General features: G+C 63.5%; 17 protein-coding genes. 6 read left to right on the forward strand and 11 right to left on the reverse strand.

The genetic code is table 11. The annotated features are described in order from the left end of the window. Positions 1-481: 481 nt before the first annotated feature. Entirely contained in the window at positions 482-1,327 is an 846-nt protein-coding gene (locus AC0L3X_RS33930; protein ID WP_187388031.1) for a hypothetical protein, read from the forward strand. Between the two features lie 380 nt (positions 1,328-1,707). Here the strand turns inward: AC0L3X_RS33930 and AC0L3X_RS33935 are convergent, their stop codons facing one another. From AC0L3X_RS33935 to AC0L3X_RS33955, 5 genes are all read right to left on the reverse strand, one after another. Beyond that, on the reverse strand, positions 1,708-2,034 hold the full coding sequence (locus AC0L3X_RS33935; RefSeq protein WP_063982797.1) for a BA14K family protein: 327 nt from the start codon (positions 2,032-2,034) through the stop codon (positions 1,708-1,710). 323 nt (positions 2,035-2,357) lie between these two features. Next, complete coding sequence (locus tag AC0L3X_RS33940; protein ID WP_084795366.1) at positions 2,358-2,909, reverse strand: hypothetical protein; 552 nt, start codon at positions 2,907-2,909, stop codon at positions 2,358-2,360. A 308-nt stretch (positions 2,910-3,217) separates the two neighbouring features. Then, a complete protein-coding gene (gene rpmG, locus AC0L3X_RS33945; protein ID WP_007603295.1) occupies positions 3,218-3,385 on the reverse strand; it encodes a 50S ribosomal protein L33 in 168 nt (55 codons plus the stop codon). 207 nt (positions 3,386-3,592) lie between these two features. Continuing rightward, positions 3,593-4,918, reverse strand: coding sequence for an LLM class flavin-dependent oxidoreductase (locus AC0L3X_RS33950; protein WP_063982799.1), 1,326 nt, complete (start codon positions 4,916-4,918; stop codon positions 3,593-3,595). A gap of 207 nt (positions 4,919-5,125) precedes the next feature. Further along, positions 5,126-6,463, reverse strand: coding sequence for an amidohydrolase (locus AC0L3X_RS33955; RefSeq protein WP_063982800.1), 1,338 nt, complete (start codon positions 6,461-6,463; stop codon positions 5,126-5,128). A gap of 161 nt (positions 6,464-6,624) precedes the next feature. Between AC0L3X_RS33955 and AC0L3X_RS33960 the strand changes: the two genes are divergently transcribed. Then, positions 6,625-7,167: a hypothetical protein gene (locus AC0L3X_RS33960; RefSeq protein WP_063982801.1), complete on the forward strand. Its 543-nt coding sequence runs from the start codon at positions 6,625-6,627 to the stop codon at positions 7,165-7,167. Positions 7,168-7,243: 76 nt separating this feature from the next. Continuing rightward, positions 7,244-8,602: a metallophosphoesterase family protein gene (locus tag AC0L3X_RS33965; RefSeq protein WP_063982802.1), complete on the forward strand. Its 1,359-nt coding sequence runs from the start codon at positions 7,244-7,246 to the stop codon at positions 8,600-8,602. A gap of 27 nt (positions 8,603-8,629) precedes the next feature. On the opposite strand, the gene AC0L3X_RS33970 is transcribed toward AC0L3X_RS33965, so the two are convergent. From AC0L3X_RS33970 to topA, 4 genes are read right to left on the reverse strand one after another with little or no spacing between them, the layout of a single operon-like run. Next, entirely contained in the window at positions 8,630-9,379 is a 750-nt protein-coding gene (locus tag AC0L3X_RS33970; RefSeq protein ID WP_063982803.1) for an NUDIX hydrolase, read from the reverse strand. A gap of 32 nt (positions 9,380-9,411) precedes the next feature. Beyond that, positions 9,412-9,852 (reverse strand): DUF983 domain-containing protein, encoded by a 441-nt coding sequence (locus tag AC0L3X_RS33975; RefSeq protein ID WP_063982804.1) that lies wholly within the window; start codon positions 9,850-9,852, stop codon positions 9,412-9,414. After that, the gene (gene rnr / locus AC0L3X_RS33980) at positions 9,846-12,203 is read right to left on the reverse strand and encodes a ribonuclease R (protein WP_063982805.1); all 2,358 of its coding nucleotides are present in this window, start codon (positions 12,201-12,203) and stop codon (positions 9,846-9,848) included. Before rnr ends, AC0L3X_RS33975 begins: the two co-directional genes overlap by 7 nt. A 19-nt stretch (positions 12,204-12,222) precedes the next feature. Further along, the gene (gene topA, locus AC0L3X_RS33985; RefSeq protein ID WP_063982806.1) at positions 12,223-14,967 is read right to left on the reverse strand and encodes a type I DNA topoisomerase; all 2,745 of its coding nucleotides are present in this window, start codon (positions 14,965-14,967) and stop codon (positions 12,223-12,225) included. A 226-nt stretch (positions 14,968-15,193) separates the two neighbouring features. Here topA and AC0L3X_RS33990 point away from each other — a divergent pair, with 226 nt between their 5' ends. Next, positions 15,194-15,433, forward strand: a complete 240-nt coding sequence (locus tag AC0L3X_RS33990; RefSeq protein WP_071913093.1) for a hypothetical protein — start codon at positions 15,194-15,196, stop codon at positions 15,431-15,433. A gap of 190 nt (positions 15,434-15,623) precedes the next feature. Here the strand turns inward: AC0L3X_RS33990 and AC0L3X_RS33995 are convergent, their stop codons facing one another. Then, positions 15,624-16,091: a winged helix-turn-helix transcriptional regulator gene (locus AC0L3X_RS33995; RefSeq protein WP_063982808.1), complete on the reverse strand. Its 468-nt coding sequence runs from the start codon at positions 16,089-16,091 to the stop codon at positions 15,624-15,626. A gap of 123 nt (positions 16,092-16,214) precedes the next feature. Here AC0L3X_RS33995 and AC0L3X_RS34000 point away from each other — a divergent pair, with 123 nt between their 5' ends. Then, positions 16,215-16,988 (forward strand): SDR family NAD(P)-dependent oxidoreductase, encoded by a 774-nt coding sequence (locus tag AC0L3X_RS34000; protein ID WP_063982809.1) that lies wholly within the window; start codon positions 16,215-16,217, stop codon positions 16,986-16,988. A gap of 174 nt (positions 16,989-17,162) precedes the next feature. Next, positions 17,163-17,345, forward strand: a complete 183-nt coding sequence (locus AC0L3X_RS34005) for a hypothetical protein (RefSeq protein ID WP_071917406.1) — start codon at positions 17,163-17,165, stop codon at positions 17,343-17,345. A gap of 58 nt (positions 17,346-17,403) precedes the next feature. On the opposite strand, the gene AC0L3X_RS34010 is transcribed toward AC0L3X_RS34005, so the two are convergent. After that, a complete protein-coding gene (locus tag AC0L3X_RS34010) occupies positions 17,404-18,012 on the reverse strand; it encodes an FMN-dependent NADH-azoreductase (RefSeq protein ID WP_014494708.1) in 609 nt (202 codons plus the stop codon). Positions 18,013-18,078 lie beyond the last annotated feature (66 nt).

Below are 18,078 nucleotides of genomic sequence, written 5' to 3' on the forward strand. Positions count from 1 at the left end.
AGGATCGTCAGTGGTCATCCGAACCGCGACATCGACCAGCTATTGCCTTGGGCCTACCGCACTCAGTTCCTCAAAGCCGTGGCCTGATAACGACGCTTACGGTTCATGAGCCGTCTAGCTTTGATGTCGTATTCGGCACGCATAGCGGGCGGGGTCATCCTGGAAGCGCGCTTGGCTCTTACACCATGGCCTGGCGCATCGGCGTGGCGCTCGGACTTGCCCGCGGCATCATCCGCGTTGCGTTCGCGCTGATCCGGCCGTCGCAGCCGCCGGCGCCGGTGTTGCGGACGGCGTAGCGGGCAGCTTGGGAGCTCACAGCGGACGCCGTGCTGTTTCTTCGTGATGGGGGCTTGTGAGCCAGAGCGGCCCTCAGCACCGTCATGTGCTGCTGATACCGGAGCTTAACCTTTGGTTGCTTACATTACCGGCCTCAATCAACGCAAGGGACATGCAACATTCGGCGCGAATCTTAGCTGCCGCAATGGCTTTGTCGCTCAGTCAATCGGTGACGCCGGTGCTTAAGAAAGTGATCGTGGCGGCAGCGCTTTGCGGGGCGGCAGCAATCTCCGTTGCCCTCCTGGTGACGGATTGGCCTGTCCCGCATACGCGCCGGACTGGGTATTTCGATGTTACAACATCGGAAAAGGCGGACCTCTCGCACATCGACGAATGGAATCGCGCAGCCAAAGCCAAGTATGGACCGGATGCGTCGACATTTGCGTCGATGTCTTCCCATAAGCTGACATGGGTGGCCCGTGTCGGAGACAAGGTTGTCGAAACACGTCCCTTTGGATTTTCCGTGTACGGCTTCCTTGGCGTGTTCATGGTGTCGAACGTGGAGAGCTTTCCGTTCGAGCTTTCGATCGAACCAAAAGATCCTGTTAAGCCGGACAAGACGGTCGACAAGGTCAAGGCTAGCTTCGCGAAGACGGCCCCGGCGGAGGCGCTTGAATTTGGCAACCGTGACTGGCGGCCGGCTCACTGCCATTCCCCCAAACCACCTGAGTTCGGGTTTCCGTTGTACGCTTCGGACTTTCGTGTCGATACGAGCTCGATTTGCCTGATGCAATCCGATGGGGGACCGCATACCGCGTTGGTCGGCTTTGCACGTGTCGACGCCAGTTTCTGGGTGCGCCTGTTCTCCCGCAAGGTGTGCCGCATTCTGGCGGCATCCTGGGTCGAATCGATGATTTCGCAGCCGGATGCGAAACGTCCCGATTATGTCGCCTGTATGCTGGCGACAAAGGCCCGCGGCTCGGAGCGTGAGGTCATCGCGGCTCGCTTCTTCGAGGTCCGCGATGACAAGACTTTGGCGGTCTTCGACTGAGTTTCGGTGACCGACGTCGCGTCTTGAAGCTTCACGTTTCGACTTCCGCTTATGGCCCATCGTTGACATGGAGCGACTAGGTATCAACGTCGTCTTCTATGCGCATGGCGGACGCGACAATTCAGGAGCATACATCTACTTCTGCGCTCGTGCCTTGGACGCAACGCGGCGCTTTGGGGGCGCGCTGTCACAAGCGTCGGCACCCGAGGCGTCTCCGGCAGAACGACGAGCATGAAGACCCGAGGAGAGTCACGCGTTGGCCGTGACGCGTAAGGTGTCATGGAAAGTTCGAGACGCCACCTCGACGGCGCCTCGAATCCAACCGGGTCATCTGGCCATCCGTTCGAACTCCATCTGATCCGGTGACTTGCGGCTTAGCGTTACCTGCAGATATGGCGGTTGCCGTCCCACCCGAGGTAGGTGCTCGTCGCCGGATCGTAGGATCGATAACGCTCCGCGCAGGAACGTGAAGCAGTGCCATCTGCGCGAGCCATGGCGCTGTCCGCGCCTTGCGCAGGAGCTGCGCCATCCGGCAACTCGAGGCCCAGCCGACCGGCCGGCGTCAGCGTGCCGTTCAGGTTGCGATTGGGGTTCTCGGCCTCGTACGTATCGGGATGGCTGCTCGCAAAGCCGGATTGCGCGTAGGCGGCGCTTGCGGTCAGGCCCGACAACAAAGCCACGGCAGCGAGAATTTTAAGTCCAGTCATGGTCCATCTCCATCATTGCCCGGTGCAATCGTGCTGCCGGTGCGAGAGGAGTTGGATCGACATCTGCGCTGAACAAGCTCGCTTGATCCCATGCGCGCGACCTGACGCGATCTCGTCGTTCAAATGCAGAAAGAATCGTTTGCTTGCGGAACGCAAAAGAATGGTCCACCGCCGCCATGCTCTCGTGCCCCGGGCGCAGCGCAGCGTCACCTCGACGGTGCGCTTGCGCGCGACCGGCGGGCGACGCTGGGCTAGCTGCGGCCAGCGCTGGCCGACATCGGGTCCAAGTTCAACTGAAACAGAAAGCCAGCGGGCGGTATGGACTAGCGACGTCCTGATCGCTTGAGTTCGGCGACCTTAAACCTGTTGCCGGCGGCCAGGCTGCTGCAAAACCAGTGGGCCTTGTTTCGGTTTTCGCCCAGGAACACCTTGGTTTCAACGCAATCCAGGTAGGATTTATGGGTGATGGTGTCTCGGCACGTTGGCGAGAAAGGTCCATAGTTCGTACCGCCGCCCGACTCGCTGCATCCGACCCAGGGATCTTTGCCGCTTGGGAAGCTTGATGCACAGCCACCGTTGCAGCTGCTGGCGACTTTCTCCAGGCTGGCAATCCTCCCCATCACCGAACCCGGCGCATACGAAGGCGTGCTCGCGGTTGACGTTCGAGCGGTTGACGCAGTCCGACGCGGCGCCGTTGTGTTTGCTCCCCGCTCCGACACGTGCGGCTTTGCCACCTGTTTCGGCGCGTCGACCGTGACAGGGGGAATCGTGGCGGCGGAGCCAGTCGGGATTTGCGACGCTGCCGGGGCGCACAGCAAGGCAGTTGATAAGACAGCGACGGCTGAGGGCACGACAAAGCTTGACGAGAATTTCATGAGCATGTCCTTCCCAAATTCGGGACGGAGATGCCGCCCCGGTAAATGCACGGTAACATACATTTCGGATTGGGCAACCGAGGGTTGAAGGGGCATCTGCCTATAAACTCGCCATCCACACAAAGCGTGGCCCTCGGCGGAACGGCTCTGGATTGCTCCGTCGCAAGAGCTCCCCGCAACGACGGCGTGGAGAAGGAGCAGCGCGTCACTTCGGTCTCGTGCCCCGACAGGAGAGGGCACAAATAAAAACGGGGCCGTGAGGCCCCGTCAAAAGTCCGTAGCTTATTCCGCGATCTTACTTGATCTTCTTACTTGATCTTGGCTTCGCGAAATTCGACGTGCTTGCGCGCGACCGGATCGTACTTCTTCTTGACCAGCTTGTCGGTCATGGTGCGCGAATTCTTCTTGGCGACGTAGTAGAAGCCGGTGTCAGCCGAGGACACGAGCTTGACCTTGATGGTGACCGCTTTGGCCATGTTCAGAACCTCAGGAATGAAGGGAATCTGGAGCCGGCCAAACGGCCCGCGTTGGCCGGCAACCTAGCCAGAAACCGCCTGATGTCAAGGTTTCGAAGCGTTTTCGAGCGAAGTGGGCACCGGTTCGCGTCAAGAAAACGCGTCAAAAACAACAACCTAGAGCCCCGAACGGGGCTCTAGGGCGGAAAACCACCCAAAACGGTCCCATTACGCCTCGAAGAACCGGTTTTTCGGCCGCGGCAGGCCCAGATTCTCCCTCAAAGTGGCCCCTTCATACTCTTTGCGGAAAATCCCGCGCCGCTGCAGCTCCGGCACCACCTTGTCGACGAAATCGTCGAGGCCGGCGGGCAGGAACGGGAACATGATGTTGAAGCCGTCGGAGCCGCGCCCGACCAGCCATTCCTCCATCTGGTCGGCGATGGTCTTGGCCGTGCCGACGAAGGACAGCCCGCCATAGCCGCCGACGCGCTGGGCGAGCTGGCGCACGGTGAGCTTGTCGCGCCTGGCGAGATCGACCATGCGCTGGCGGCCGCTCTTGCTGGCGTTGGTCTCCGGAATCTCCGGCAGTTGTCCGTCCGGATCGAAGCCCGAGGCATCCGTGCCGAGGATGACCGAGAGCGAGGCGATGGCGCTGTCGTAATGCACGCGGCTGTCGAGCAGCGCGCGCTTCTCCTTGGCCTCATCGACGCTGTCGCCGACCACGACGAAGGCGCCGGGAAGAATCTTGAGATGTTCAGGATCGCGGCCGATCTTCTCCATGCGGCCCTTGATGTCGGCATAGAGTTTCTGGCCGTCGGCGAGGGGGCCGCCGCCGGTGAACACAGCTTCCGCCGTCTCTGCCGCAAGCTGCCTGCCGTCCTCCGATGCGCCGGCCTGCACGATCACCGGCCAGCCCTGCACGGGCCGCGCGATGTTGAGGGGGCCGCGCACCTTCAGATATTTGCCGTTGTGGTCGAGCACGTGCATCTTCGCGGGATCGACGAACACGCCGCTTTCGACGTCGCGCACGAAGGCGTCGTCGGCGAAGGAATCCCAGAGGCCCGTGACCACGTCGTAGAACTCGCGGGCGCGCTTGTAGCGCTCGGCATGCTCCATGTGGTCGTCGAGGCCGAAATTCAGCGCCGCGTCTGGATTCGAGGTGGTGACGATGTTCCAGCCCGCGCGCCCGCCGCTGAGATGGTCGAGCGAGGCGAAGCGGCGCGCCACGTGGTAGGGCTCGTCAAACGTCGTCGAGCCCGTCGCGATCAGGCCGATGCGCTCGGTGACGGCGGACAGCGCCGACAGCAGCGTGAATGGCTCGAACGAGGTCACGGTGTGGCTGCGCTTGAGCGCATTGACCGGCATGTTCAGCACGGCAAGGTGGTCCGCCATGAAGAAGGCATCGAACTTGCCGGCCTCGAGCTTCTGGATCAGCGTCTTGATATGGCCGAAGTTGAAATTGGCGTCCGGCCAGGCCCCGGGATAGCGCCAGGCGCCGGTGTGGATGCTGATCGGGCGCATGAACGCGCCAAGCTTGAGTTGCCGTTGTGCCATTGCCCCGTATCCGTTCTGGGTGTCGTTGGGGAAGACATAGGGACGCCTGGGAACTCCGCCATCGGGGGAGGCGGGAAGATTTTTTCGTTTTTTGATCGACTCTCAGCATGTTCGCGTCATTCCGGGGCGCCGCGCGGAGCCGTGAGCTCAGATGCGCAATTGCGCATCTGAGAAGCCCATCAAGCCGCAGACACTGATGCGAGGAAGCTACTGCCCCCGCGCCCTTTGATCGAAGGCGCTCAGCACTGCGAGCGTCATCGCGGTGACGCCGGTCCGGATGGTCGGTTTCGGCACCGGGGCGAATTGCGGCGAGTGGTTGCCGGGAAGCGGCGGGCCGCTGCCGTTACGCGCGGCGGCGACGCGGTCGGGCTCATAGACGCCGATGTTGAAGAACATCGAAGGCACGCCGGCGTTGACATATTCTGAATAGTCCTCGCTGGTCGTGTTTGCCGGGCTGACGTTGAACTTGTCGCCGAAGGCCACTTTCAGCACTCGCTCGGCCTGGCCGACGACAGCGGCATCGTTCATCACCGCCTTGGTCCCCTCGTCGAGATGGATTTCGGGCGCCGGCGCATCCGCCATCGCCGCCACCGCCTTCGCCGTCCGCTCGATCCCAGTCAGCATCCTGGCGCGCACCTGCGGCTTGAAGCTGCGGATCGTGCCGATCACCCTGGCCTCGTCGGGAATGATGTTGCCGGCGGTGCCGGCGTGGATCGCGCCGATGGTGACGAGGCCGAATTCGGTCGGGTCCTTTTCGCGGCTGATCACGCTCTGCACGTCGACGACGAAGCGGGATGCCATCATCACGGGATCGATGGTCGCCTGCGGTATCGCACCATGGCCGCCGCGGCCAACGAATCTGATGAAGAGACCGTCAACATTCGACGATCCGACCCCGACCCTATAGGTCACGGAGCCGTAGGCTCCACCGCCGTCGTGCAGGGCAAAACCCGCGTCGGGCTTCGGAAAGCGGGTGAACAGGCCATCGTCGATCATCGCCTTTGCGCCCGTGACCTCTTCCTCGGCGGGCTGCGCGATGAACATCAACGTACCGTGCCACTGGTCCTTTATGCCGACCAGGGTCTTCGCTGTGCCGACCCAGCTCGCCATGTGGATGTCATGGCCGCAGCTATGGGCGACGAATGTCTCGCGGCCCTGCCAGATCTGCTTGTCGCGGCTGGCATAGGGCAGGCCGGTCTTCTCCTCCATCGGCAGCGCGTCGAGCTCGGTGCGAACCATGATGGTGGGACCGTCGCCGTTCCTGTAGATGGCAACAAGGCCGGTCTTTCCGACGTGCTCGGTGACCTCAAAGCCAATCGCACCCATCTCGGCGGCGAGTTTCGCCGCGGTCTTCACTTCCTGGTAGGCAACCTCGGGATGGGCGTGGATGTCCTTGTAGAGCGCGTCGAGCTTCGGGTATTCGCTCTCGAAGGAGGTCTCGATCGTTTGCTTCAATCTGGCGACGTCGAGCTCCGCATGGGCGGGCGTCGAGAGCAGGCCGCACAACGCCACGGAAGCGAGCAGAGGCCTTACGAACCACGTCATCCGATTCTCCAGTCGTTTAAGCACCCGTTCCCTCACCTAGCACATCTCGTCGCATCCTGCCGCGATAGAAATGGAAGAACTGCACCGGCGCATCGGGGCGTCTCTTCGAACCAATCCGCCTCTCGCTTCGACCAAGCCATGACCTCGTGAGGAGACCCGACATGGCAGGCGCAATGACCGTGGACGGCGGCACCGTTCGCATCGACCGGCCCATGCCCTGGGTCGGCCGCCTGCTGTCGCTGCCTCTGTTGGCCGCGAGCGGTTATCTCTTGTGGAATGTCGGCCTCGGCCTGCGCCAGGATTTTTCCGGCTTCGGCCGGCTCGCCGATGATCTCGTGCCGGTGCTGGTGTTCACGGGGTTGGGACTGCTCGTCGGCATCCCCGGAATGATCCTGCTGACGTACCGCACTTTCGTCGTGCTCAACGAGACGCTGCGCCAGATCGTCATCACCAGGCAGTTCGGCCCGCTCAATATCCGCAGCCAGCGCGATCTCGCCGACTATCACTTCGTCAGCATCACCGACGACTACGATGCGGATCTGACGACCTACGACGTCAATCTCTGCGGCAACAGAGGCACCGAGCCGATCACGCTTCAGAGCTTCACCAGGCGCGAGGAGGCGGACAAGCTCGCAAGCGAGATCGGCCGCGTCCTGAAATTGCCGGCGCGCGACTATGTCGGCACCGAGCCTGATGATTCCTGATTAGGTCCAGCCACGGCCTGTTGCTACCTGTTGCGGAAATTGCCATCCTCGCGGCCTCACACCGCAATGGAAGGCCATGACCTCAGCGAATAATTCCATTCCCGCGCTTCGACCGCGCGGCAAGGGCCACCAATTCCTGTTGTATGGCGACTCCTGTTCGGGCGTGCCGGGCGGATTGCACGAAAAGACCTTCGCCTCGGTCAATGCGGTCGTTCAACGCCTGAGGCCGCAGCCTGAATTCGTGCTCTTCCCGGGCGATGAAATCATCGGACTGACGCCGGATCCGGACGCGCTCCGCGCGCAGTGGCGCTATTGGCTGGATACGGAAATGGCATGGCTCGACCGTGCGGCCATTCCGATGTGGCACACAACCGGCAACCACACGACCTATGATTTGATGAGCGAGGCGGTGTTTCGTGCTGTGCTCGCGCTGCCGAAAAATGGGCCGCCGGGACAGGTGGGCCTCTCCTACTTCGTGCGACGCGGCGACCTCCTGATGGTGTTCGTCAACACGCTCTGGAGCGGCCTGGGAGGTGAGGGCCATGTCGAGCTCGGGTGGCTCGAAACAACGCTCAGAGAGCATGGCGATGCCCGACACAAGCTCGTCCTTGGCCATCATCCGGTGTTTCCGATCAACGGCTATACGGGGACGTATCAGCGCGAGATCGGCCACGAATATGCTCGCCCGTTCTGGGACATCCTGGTGAACGAAAACGTGCTTGCCTATCTGTGCAGCCACATCCTCGCCTTCGACGTGCAGGCGCATCGCGGTGTCCTGCAGATCTGCACTGCGGGCGCGGGAACGGCTCACAGGATGCCGGAAGGCGTCGAGTATCTGCATTGCATTCAGGCCGCGCTTGACGAGGAAGGCCTGCGTTATCAGGTGCTCGATACGGACGGCGTTGTCAGGGAGAGGATGGAATGGCCGCTGCGCGATCCTGATCCCGCTAAATGGAGAGAGCTGCGGCCCGGAGATGTCGAAGCACCGTTTAGCGGACGTGTGGAAAGCGGGCGCCGGATCGAGCTGAGGCTCGTGGGGCAAAGTGCTGCGACCGATGTCGCAGCGGTCCAGACGATTTTCACGGCTTTCGCGCCGGGTTCGATCGCGCCGTTCTGGCTTGGGCTTCGGGGACCGAGACAAACCCTGACAGCCATCGTTGCTCGTGAGCCGGGGCGAAGCCCAACCTATTGGTTTGGACCTGATCTTCCGGCGGGCGAGGGTTTCGATATTCACGTCGCGATCTACCCGGACATGGGCCCGGGCGGTCTCTTGTATCGTCGTCACGATTCCACGCGTTGGTCGTCCTTCACCTCTGCGACGGCGCGAGGGCTGGATCAGCTGGCGTGGCCGCAGCAATGGGCGATCGGCCACGGACAAGGTGGTAGCGAAGACCGCGCCTTCAGAGGTGCCGCGCTGAGTTTGCTGATCGCGTGAATGAGCCTGGAGAGTTCGGCGGCTGGATCAGCTCAAGATATCCTTCTGCATCTTGCCGCCGTAGAAATGGAAGAACGGCACCGGCGCATCGTGGCGGAGCGGGCCGGTGGCAAGGCGGGTGTCGAGCTCGTTGAGCACGTTGCGTGTCATCGGATGCAGATCGGCGAGCGGCTTTGAGCCGAGCTCGACCCAGACCAGCTCGACCAGCTCGGCATCCGCATGGATCACCCCCTCGACGCGGTGGGTGATCGCGGAAGCGTCCGCGGTGAAGAAGCGGGTATCGAAGCGCTTGACGCGGCCGGGCGGGGTGATCGCGCGTGCGATCAGGAACAGGCTGGAGGGATCGGGCAGCAGGCCCGCATCCGCGAACGGCTTCCAGGCACCCTCGAGTTTTGCTTTCCCCTCGGACTTGCGTCCGAGGCAGAGGCCGGTCTCCTCGCAGGCCTCGCGGATTGCGGCAATCGCAAGCGACTTTGCGCGCGAGGCCGGAGTCTTCGGGCTGCCCTTGGCGAGATTGGCTTCCAGCTCGGCGGTGATGGGTGCAGCACACGGCACGCGGTAATCGTCCTTGTCGACGCGGCCGCCGGGGAAGACGAACTTTCCGGGCATGAACACCACCTTGTCGTGGCGCTTGCCGACCAGGACTTTTGGAATGCTGCCGCTGCGATCGACCAGGATCAGCGTCGCCGCATCGCGGGGGCGGAAATAGGGATGGTGGTCGGCTTCCTTGCCCTCGTGGATCTTGGCCTTCTCGGCTCCCTGCGACGTATCCGTCATGTCCTCACCCAAACCGCTTTTTGATTATTTGCTTAGACCGGCGGAATACCATCCGGAGGGTTGTCGTCAAAGCCGTGCATGCGCAGAGCCCATTGCAAGCCGACCACAGCTCCCTTGACCGGCTGGAGCAGCGCGAGCGAGGCGACGAAGGTGAAGGGCAGATAGGCCGCGAAGCTGAGCCAGACCGGCGTGGTGTAGTTGGTCTCGATCCAGAGGATCGTGGGCACCACGATGTGGCCGACGATGACGATCACGAGATAGGCCGGCAGATCGTCGGCGCGGTGCGGCGTGAAGTCGAGGCCGCAGACCGAGCAATTGTCCGCGGTTTTGAGGAAAGCACGGAACAGCTTGCCCTCGCCGCAGCGCGGGCAGCGGCTGCGGAAACCGCGCTTCATGGCCGTCCAGACGTCGCGCTTCTCGACGAGGCCGGTCTCGCGCGTCCAGATCTTTGGGGCCGTGCTCGTCGTCACCATGCCTTGCCCTTCTGACCCCCGCCTTTTCCTTTGTTCTTGCCCTTGCCCTTCTTGGGTTTGCCGGACTTTTGCTTCGGCGGCTTGCGTTTTTTATCCGGACTGCGTCCAGGATGTGCCTTGAACGAGGGGCGGCGTTGTGGGCCGGGAGGCCTGCGGTCGCGCGGTGCGGTCTCGCTGGAGGACGACAGCAGCTCGAAGCGCAGCGCGCCCGCGATGGGGGCCGCTTCGATCAGGCGGACGTCGACGACGTCGCCGAGTTGATACATGGTGCCGCTGCGCGTGCCGACGAGCGCGTGCCGGCTCTCGTCATAGTTGAAATATTCCGTGCCAAGGGATCTGATCGGGATCAGGCCGTCGGCGCCGGTCTCGGCGAGCTTGACGAACAGGCCGGCGCGGGTGACGCCGGAGACGCGGCCCTGGAAGCTCGCGCCGATGCGGTCGGCGAGGTGATGGGCGATCAGCCGGTCGACGGTCTCGCGCTCCGCCTTCATCGCGCGCCGCTCGGTCACCGAGATATGGGCTGCGACCTCGCCGAGGCTTTCCGGCGTCTCGCTGTCGGGCAGGGCGCCTTCGCCGAGGCCGAGCGCGCGGACCAGCGCGCGATGCACGACGAGGTCGGCATAGCGGCGGATCGGCGAGGTGAAATGCGCGTAGCGGCGCAGGTTCAGGCCGAAATGACCGTAATTCTCGGCGGAGTATTCGGCCTGGGCCTGGGCGCGCAGCACGACCTCGCTCACCAGCGGGAAGTGATCGTGGCCTTCGAGCTGCGCCAGCACGCGATTGAACAAAGCCGGGCGCAGCGCGCCGCCTTTCGCGAACGGAACGTCCAGCGTCTCCAGAAACTCCGCGAGTGCGTGGACCTTCTCCAGCGTCGGCTCGTCATGCACGCGGTAGATCAGCGGGAGAGACTTCTTCTCCAGCATCTCGGCCGCCGCGACGTTGGCGAGGATCATGAACTCCTCGATCAGCTTGTGCGCGTCGAGACGTTCAGGCACGACGACGCGATCGACCGTGCCGTCGCTCTTCAAGAGGATCTTGCGCTCGGGCAGATCGAGATTGAGCGGATCGCGCTCGTCGCGGGCGCGCTTGGCGCAGGCATAGGCGGCGTAGAGCGGCCTCAGGATCGGATCGAGCAGCGGGCCGGTGGTGTCGTCGGGCCGGCCGTCGATCGCGGCCTGCGCCTGCGCATAGTTCAGTTTCGCCGCCGAGCGCATCAGGATGCGGTGGAAGCTGTGCGAGCGCTTGCGACCATCGGGGCCGAGCACCATGCGCACCGCGAGCGCGCCGCGCGGCTCGCCCGGCACCAGCGAGCAGAGATTGTTGGAGATGCGCTCGGGCAGCATCGGCACGACGCGGTCCGGGAAATAGACCGAGTTGCCGCGATCGAGCGCGTCGCGGTCGAGCGCGGTGCCCGGCCGCACGTAGAAGCTCACATCGGCAATGGCGACATCGACAATGAAGCCGCCTCTGTTGTTCGGATCGGGGTCGGGCTGCGCATGCACCGCGTCGTCGTGATCCTTCGCATCCGGCGGATCGATGGTGACGAGCGGCACGTCGCGCCAGTCTTCACGTCCCTTCAGATTGGCCGGCTCTGCCGCTTCGGCTTCACGCTCCGCCGCGGGGCGGAATTGCAGGGGGATGTCGTGCGCGTAGATCGCGATCAGGCTGATCGCCTTCTCCGACTTGACCGAGCCGAGCTTCTCCTTGACCCGGCCGGAGGCCAGCCCAAACGCGCGCGAACGGATGATGTCGACGCTGACGAGGTCGCCGTCCCGGGCGCCGTGCGTGTCGGCCGCGGCGATGTTCAGCTCGCGGTCGGCAGACTTCTTGTCGACCGGGACCAGCCGTCCGCCGCCTTCGGGCAGCTCGCGGAACACGCCGAGGATGCGGCTCTTCGTCTTGTCGAAGACCTTGATGATGTGGCCGCGATAGGCCGGACCTTCGTTCTCATCCGAGCGCTCGACGCGCAGCAGCGCGCGATCGCCGATTCCGGCCGCGGTGCCGGGCTTTGGCCGGCGCGGCATCACGATGAGGATTTTTGGCGGTTCGCCGCTTTCGACCTCGTCCCATTCGGTGGGGGAGGCGATCAGCTCGCCGTCGCTGTCACGGCCGGTGATGTCGGCGACCAGCGTCGACGGGAGCGCGTCCGGCTCGGAAACCTTGTGGCGTTTTTTCTTGATGGTGCCGTCGTCGGCGAGCTCGCGCAGCATGCGCTTGAGCTCGATGCGATCGGCCTTCTTCAGGCCGAACTCGCGCGCAATTTCGCGGGTCCCGACCTTTCCGGGATTTGCCTTGATGAAGGCGACGATGGCGCTCCGGTCGGGAAAGCCATGGTCATTCTTGCGTTTCACTTAACCTCTAATTCTTGATCTAGGTCTTGCCGGCACTCTTCTTGGCCGGAGCCTTGGGGGCGGCGGCCTTGGTCGGCGACGTTTTTGCGGTCGACGACACGGCGGCGCGCGCCTTGCTGGTGGATTCGGATTTGGGTTTGGCCGCCTTCTTGGCGGCCGGTTTCTTCGGCTTCGGCGCGGCGTCATCGCCGTCGGCGGCCTTCTCTGTAGCCTTCTTGGCCTTGGCCGGCTTCGCCGCCTTCTTCGGCTTCTTGCCGCCGCCCTTGGCCGCGCGCTCGTCGATCAGCGCGATCGCCTGCGGCAGCGTGACGGTGTCCTTTTCGAACTCGGCCGGGATCGTCGCGTTGACGCCACCTGCCGTGACATAGGCGCCGTAACGGCCGCTCTTCACCGTGACGGTGCCCAGCGTCGGATGATCGCCGATCGCTTTGCCGGGGTCGGCGCCGAAGCGGCGGCTCGGGCCCTTGGCGACCTTTTCCGCGATCAGCGTCACCGCGCGGTTGAGGCCGATATCGAAGACCTCGTCGCCGCTCTCCAGGCTGGCGTAGGTCTTCTCGTGCTTCACGAACGGCCCGAAACGGCCGAGTCCTGCCGTGATCGGCTGACCGGTCTCCGGATGCTTGCCGATCTCGCGCGGCAGCGACAACAGCTTCAGCGCAAGCTCGAGCTCGACATCGCCCGGCGAGGTGCCCTTCGGGATGCCCGCGCGCTTCGGCTTCTCGCCTTCCTCATAATCCTTCTGCTCGCCGAGCTGGATGTAGGGCCCAAAGCGGCCGGCCTTGACCCAGACATCGCGACCCGTATCAGGGTCCTGGCCGAGCGAACGGTCGGCGGTGGTCTCGCTGTCGGCGGCGAGCTGGCGGGTGTAGCGGCATTCCGGATAGTTCGAGCAGCCGACGAAGGCGCCGAACTTGCCGGCCTTGAGATTCAGCCTGCCGTTGCCGCAGCTCGGGCACTGCCTGATATCGCCGCCATCGGCGCGGGGCGGATAGATGTGCTGGCCCAGCATGTCGTCGAGCACATCGAGCACCTGGGCGACGCGCAGATCCTTGATCTCGTCGACGGCACCGATGAAGCCGGTCCAGAAATCCTTCAGCACCTGCTGCCAGGAGATCTCGTTGTTGGAGATGCGGTCGAGCTGCTCCTCCAGATTGGCGGTGAAGTCGTATTCGACGTAGCGGCTGAAGAAGCTTTCGAGGAAGGCGACCACGACGCGGCCCTTGTCCTCGCCGTGCAGGCGCTTCTTCTCGAGCTTGACGTAGCCGCGGTCCTTCAGGACCTGGAGGATCGAGGCATAGGTCGAGGGACGGCCGATGCCGAGCTCTTCCATGCGCTTGACCAGCGAGGCCTCCGAGAAGCGCGGCGGCGGCTCGGTGAAGTGCTGGGTGACGGCGAGCGACTGCCGCTTCAAGCCGTCGCCCGCACTCATGGCGGGCAGGCGGCGCGAATCGTCGTCTTCCTCGTCGTCGCGGCCTTCCTGGTAGAGCGCGAGGAAGCCGTCGAACTTGACGACCTGACCCGTCGCCCGCAGCTCCAGCGTGCGGGAGCCTGCCTTCGCGGTGATGTCGACGGTGGTGCGCTCGAGCTCGGCAGATTCCATCTGGCTCGCGATGGTGCGCTTCCAGATCAGCTCATAGAGTCGGGCCTGGTCGGCATCGAGCTTGCGGCTCATGCTGTCGGGGCGGCGCGACATGTCGGTCGGGCGGATCGCTTCGTGCGCTTCCTGGGCGTTCTTGGCCTTGGCCTGGTACTGGCGCGGGGCCTCCGGCACATAGGCGTTGCCGTAATCCTCGCCGATCACCTTGCGCGCCTGGGTGATCGCGGACGGATCGATCTGCACGCCGTCGGTACGCATATAAGTAATGAGTCCGGTGGTCTCGCCGCCGATGTCGATGCCCTCATAAAGGCGCTGCGCGATGCGCATCGTGTGCGCCGGCGCAAAGCCGTATTTGCGGCTGGCTTCCTGCTGCAGCGTCGAGGTGGTGAAGGGCGCCTGCGGATTGCGCCGGGCCGGCTTGGCATCGACCGCGGTCACGGCGTAGGCGGCCGCTTCCAGCGCCTTCTTGAAGTCTTCGGCTTCCGCACCGGTGCCGATGTCGAGACGCTGGATCTTCTTGCCGTCGGCGCCGACGAGGCGCGCCTCGAATGCGTCGCCGCGGGGCGTCAGCAGGGTCGCGATCAACGACCAATATTCGCGCGCGACGAACTTCTCGATCTCCAGTTCGCGGTCGCAGACCAGCCGCAGCGCCACCGACTGCACGCGGCCCGCCGAGCGGGCGCCCGGCAGCTTGCGCCAGAGCACGGGGGAGAGGGTGAAGCCGACCAGATAGTCCAGCGCACGGCGCGCCATGTAGGCGTCGACCAGCGCGCCGTCGATCTGGCGCGGATTCTTCATCGCGTCCGTGACGGCCTGCTTGGTGATGGCGTTGAACACCACGCGCTCGATCTTCTGATCCTTCAGCGCGCGCTTTTCCTTCAACACCTCCAGCACGTGCCAGGAGATGGCCTCGCCCTCGCGATCAGGGTCGGTCGCCAGAATCAGGCGGTCGGCGTTCTTCAGGGACTTGGCGATATCGTTGAGCCGGCCGGCCGCCTTGGGGTCGACCTCCCAGATCATCTTGAAATTTGCGTCCGGATCGACGGAACCGTTCTTCGCCGGGAGGTCGCGGACATGGCCGAACGAGGCCAGAACCTCGTAGGACGAGCCCAGATACTTGTTGATCGTCTTGGCTTTCGCCGGCGACTCCACAATGACGATATTCATGTAGTTCCAGTAGCTTACGGGGAAATTACGAGCCGCTTTCGATGAGATTCGGATCGGCCGTTTCGACCCGAACATGGGTGGTGAGGCCCTCGCTGTCAAATCGAGGGGTGTTGAAAGCACCCCAAATGGGAAAAGTTTCATATCGAGAAAGTTGCAAAATACCACCTTGGAGTTGCGGTCAATGTCGGCGTAGAGTCGCCCGGGGCATGGATTCGGGTGGGGTCTGGTGACTAAGCCAGGAAAGAAACGGGCGCGCGCCGCGTCAGGCGTGGCGGGAGGCTCGCGCGGTGAGGAACCAGGGGAGGGCGGCGTCGATGAGGCCGTCGCCTTCATCGCCGAGCAGGTCGGGGCTTTGCGCAAGCTCGCCGAGCGCCACAAGCTCGATGTGCTGCATTATCTCCTGGGCATGACCAAGCTGGAGGCCGACGAGCATCTGCGGCTGCGGAGCAAGCGCAAGCTGTCGTGATGGCTTTCGCCTTTGTCAGCTTCGAGGCTCGCCGAAGAGGCGAGCACCTCGGGGTGACGGTCGGAGAGTTGACCGCGCTGCATCAACCTCGTCATTGCGAGCGCAGCGAAGCAATCCAGAGTCCTTCCTCGGGTGGCTGTCTGGATTGTTTCGCTGCGCTCGCAATGACGGTGTGAAGGCAGTCGGGCGCTCACGCCGACCGCCGCCGCGGTGCCGGTCGGGGCTTCAGCGTGATGTCGGCCAGGCTGAGCAACCGTCCATCCTCGGCGTGCAGCTCGAGCTTCTTCACCGGGCGGCCTTTGACGCGATCGACCATGACGGTGTCGATCTCCTCGGGCGTGTCGTCGAACTCCTCGCTCCATTGCCGGAGCGCGACCAGGATCGGGAAGAGGCCAAGTCCCTTCGGCGTCAGCACATACTCCTGGTAGGCGCTGCCGTCGGAGGCGGGGGCGGTCGCCAGTATGCCGTGTTCGAGCATTGAGCGCAGCCGCGCCGACAGGATGTTCTTGGCCATGCCGAGCTTGCCCTGAAACTCGCCGAAGCGGCGCATACCGAGCATCGCTTCGCGGATGATCAGCAGAGTCCACCAGTCGCCGATCGCCTCCAGCGACCGCGCGACCGGGCAGCCGTCACCCTCAAAACTCGTTCGTTTCACCATCGTCTGAGGTCTCCTCACATTCGCACGATGTCGGCGCCAATCACGCGCTTGTGTGGTTGCATCATAAAACCATACGCCTAGATTGCAATACGGTTTCATAATGAAACTACTGGAGAGGCGAGCATGAGACTGAGCGGCAAGACGGCACTCATCACCGGCGGCAACAGCGGAATTGGATTGGCAACGGCAAAGCTGTTCGTGGCCGAGGGCGCGAAGGTGATCATCACCGGGCGCAATAAGGAGACGCTGGAGGCCGCAGCAAAGGAACTCGGGCCGAACGGGATCGCTCTGGTTGCGGACGCGACCGACGTCGCCGCGACTGAAGCGGCGATCAAGAAGGGCACCGAAAAATTCGGCAAGCTCGATATCGTGTTCGCCAATGCCGGCATCCCCGGCAGCACGCCGCTGGGCTCGACGACGCTGGATGTCTTTGAGAAGGTGATCAGCACCAACCTCACGGGCGTGTTCTTCACGGTGCAGTCGGCACTGCACTATATCAACGACAACGCCTCGATCATCCTCAACGGTTCGGTAATCTCCGTGCTCGGCGTTCCCGGCTACTCCGCTTACGGAGCCGCCAAGGCCGGCGTGCGCGCGCTAGCGCGGATCATGGCCTCGGAACTGTCGCCGCGCGGCATCCGCGTCAACGTCGTTGCGCCCGGCGCGACCCGCACGCCGATCTGGGGCGCCGCGATCGCAACGCCTGAAGCGGAGAAGGCGTTCGAGAAGCGCCTTGGACTATCCACGCCGCTCGGCCGCATTGCTGAACCGGATCACATCTCGAAGACGGTCCTGTTCCTCGCCTCCGACGATGCCGGGCACATCCAGGGCCAGGAGATCTTCGTCGATGGTGGCGCGGTTGCCTCTCCCGCGGGCGCACCGATCTATCGCGGCTGATCAACGTTTGCGAAAATTGAATCGGTCGGCGCGACGACATCGGTTGCGCCGGCCTGTTCCTACACCTCGGTGGCTGTATTCCTCTGAACCTTCCGTGAGGCGTTGAACCTTCGCTTGCGCTGCCAAGACCCTTTTGCGGGCAGGGTCATAAGACTCACTTTCAGGGAGCCCGCGATGTCAAAAGCAGCTCGTATTTCTTCGTCGATTTCAGAACCACGTATTTACACCGAACATTCCGCCATTCCAGCCAAGCACTCCGATACGTCCGAGTTCATCGGGGTGGCACTTTTCTCAGGCATCGGGCTTTTCATTTCGCTCGTCGCCGTCATTCTTGGCGTTCAGGGCGCCTGGTTTTAGCGCTGTCGAATTCTCAGCCGCCGCCGGGCTCCGGCAGCGGCTGGTGTCGGCGTAAGTCTTACGCCGCCTGCAGGCTGGTGGCAGCCTGAAGCGCTCCGGCCAGCGCTTTCTCACGATGCTCAGGGCCAACCTGGATGCCGTCGGCGACGATGAATTCGGGGCTCGTGATGCCCATGAACGCGAACACGCCACGCAAATAGGTTTCGAGGTGCTCGAGCGAGGCGGCCGGCGTGCCCGGGCCATAATAGCCGCCGCGCGAGATCGCCACGATCACGCGCTTGTTGCCGGCAAGGCCCTGCGGGCCGTTCGCGTCGTATTTGAACGTTTTCCCCGCCACCAGGACGCGGTCGATCCAGGCCTTGAGCTGGCTCGGGATCGTAAAATTGTACATGGGCGCGCCGATCACGACGATATCGGCATCGAGGAACTCGTTGAGCACGGCCGCGCTCGCGGCCAGGTCGGGACCGAGTTCCGCCGGCGCCGGCGCGCCTTGCGCGGCCGCAAGGTGCGAGCCGGAGAGGTGGGCGAGCGGAATCTGCGTCAAATCGCGGTAGACGAGGTCGAGCGACGGCGTCGCCTGCCTGAGACGGTCGACGATGGCGGCGGAAACCTGCCGTGAGACGGAGTGGGGGCCGAGCACGCTGGAGTCGATATGGAGGAGTTTCATTGGGGTTCACCTATGGTATAGATTTGTAACCCGCACTACATGAGTGACTGTCAAATTCCCCGCAAG

The organism is Bradyrhizobium sp. MI1.7, assembly GCF_055811795.1.

Coding starts and splice junctions, on each gene's coding strand:
- AC0L3X_RS33995 (WP_063982808.1), bottom strand. CDS start 16,091: ATGGTGAAACGAACGAGTTTTGAGGGTGACGGCTGCCCGGTCGCGCGG.
- AC0L3X_RS34000 (WP_063982809.1), top strand. CDS start 16,215: ATGAGACTGAGCGGCAAGACGGCACTCATCACCGGCGGCAACAGCGGA.
- AC0L3X_RS33935 (WP_063982797.1), bottom strand. CDS start 2,034: ATGACTGGACTTAAAATTCTCGCTGCCGTGGCTTTGTTGTCGGGCCTG.
- AC0L3X_RS33955 (WP_063982800.1), bottom strand. CDS start 6,463: ATGACGTGGTTCGTAAGGCCTCTGCTCGCTTCCGTGGCGTTGTGCGGC.
- AC0L3X_RS34010 (WP_014494708.1), bottom strand. CDS start 18,012: ATGAAACTCCTCCATATCGACTCCAGCGTGCTCGGCCCCCACTCCGTC.
- topA (WP_063982806.1), bottom strand. CDS start 14,967: ATGAATATCGTCATTGTGGAGTCGCCGGCGAAAGCCAAGACGATCAAC.
- AC0L3X_RS33940 (WP_084795366.1), bottom strand. CDS start 2,909: ATGAAATTCTCGTCAAGCTTTGTCGTGCCCTCAGCCGTCGCTGTCTTA.
- AC0L3X_RS33950 (WP_063982799.1), bottom strand. CDS start 4,918: ATGGCACAACGGCAACTCAAGCTTGGCGCGTTCATGCGCCCGATCAGC.
- AC0L3X_RS34005 (WP_071917406.1), top strand. CDS start 17,163: ATGTCAAAAGCAGCTCGTATTTCTTCGTCGATTTCAGAACCACGTATT.
- AC0L3X_RS33975 (WP_063982804.1), bottom strand. CDS start 9,852: ATGGTGACGACGAGCACGGCCCCAAAGATCTGGACGCGCGAGACCGGC.
- rpmG (WP_007603295.1), bottom strand. CDS start 3,385: ATGGCCAAAGCGGTCACCATCAAGGTCAAGCTCGTGTCCTCGGCTGAC.
- AC0L3X_RS33960 (WP_063982801.1), top strand. CDS start 6,625: ATGGCAGGCGCAATGACCGTGGACGGCGGCACCGTTCGCATCGACCGG.
- AC0L3X_RS33930 (WP_187388031.1), top strand. CDS start 482: ATGGCTTTGTCGCTCAGTCAATCGGTGACGCCGGTGCTTAAGAAAGTG.
- AC0L3X_RS33970 (WP_063982803.1), bottom strand. CDS start 9,379: ATGACGGATACGTCGCAGGGAGCCGAGAAGGCCAAGATCCACGAGGGC.
- AC0L3X_RS33965 (WP_063982802.1), top strand. CDS start 7,244: ATGACCTCAGCGAATAATTCCATTCCCGCGCTTCGACCGCGCGGCAAG.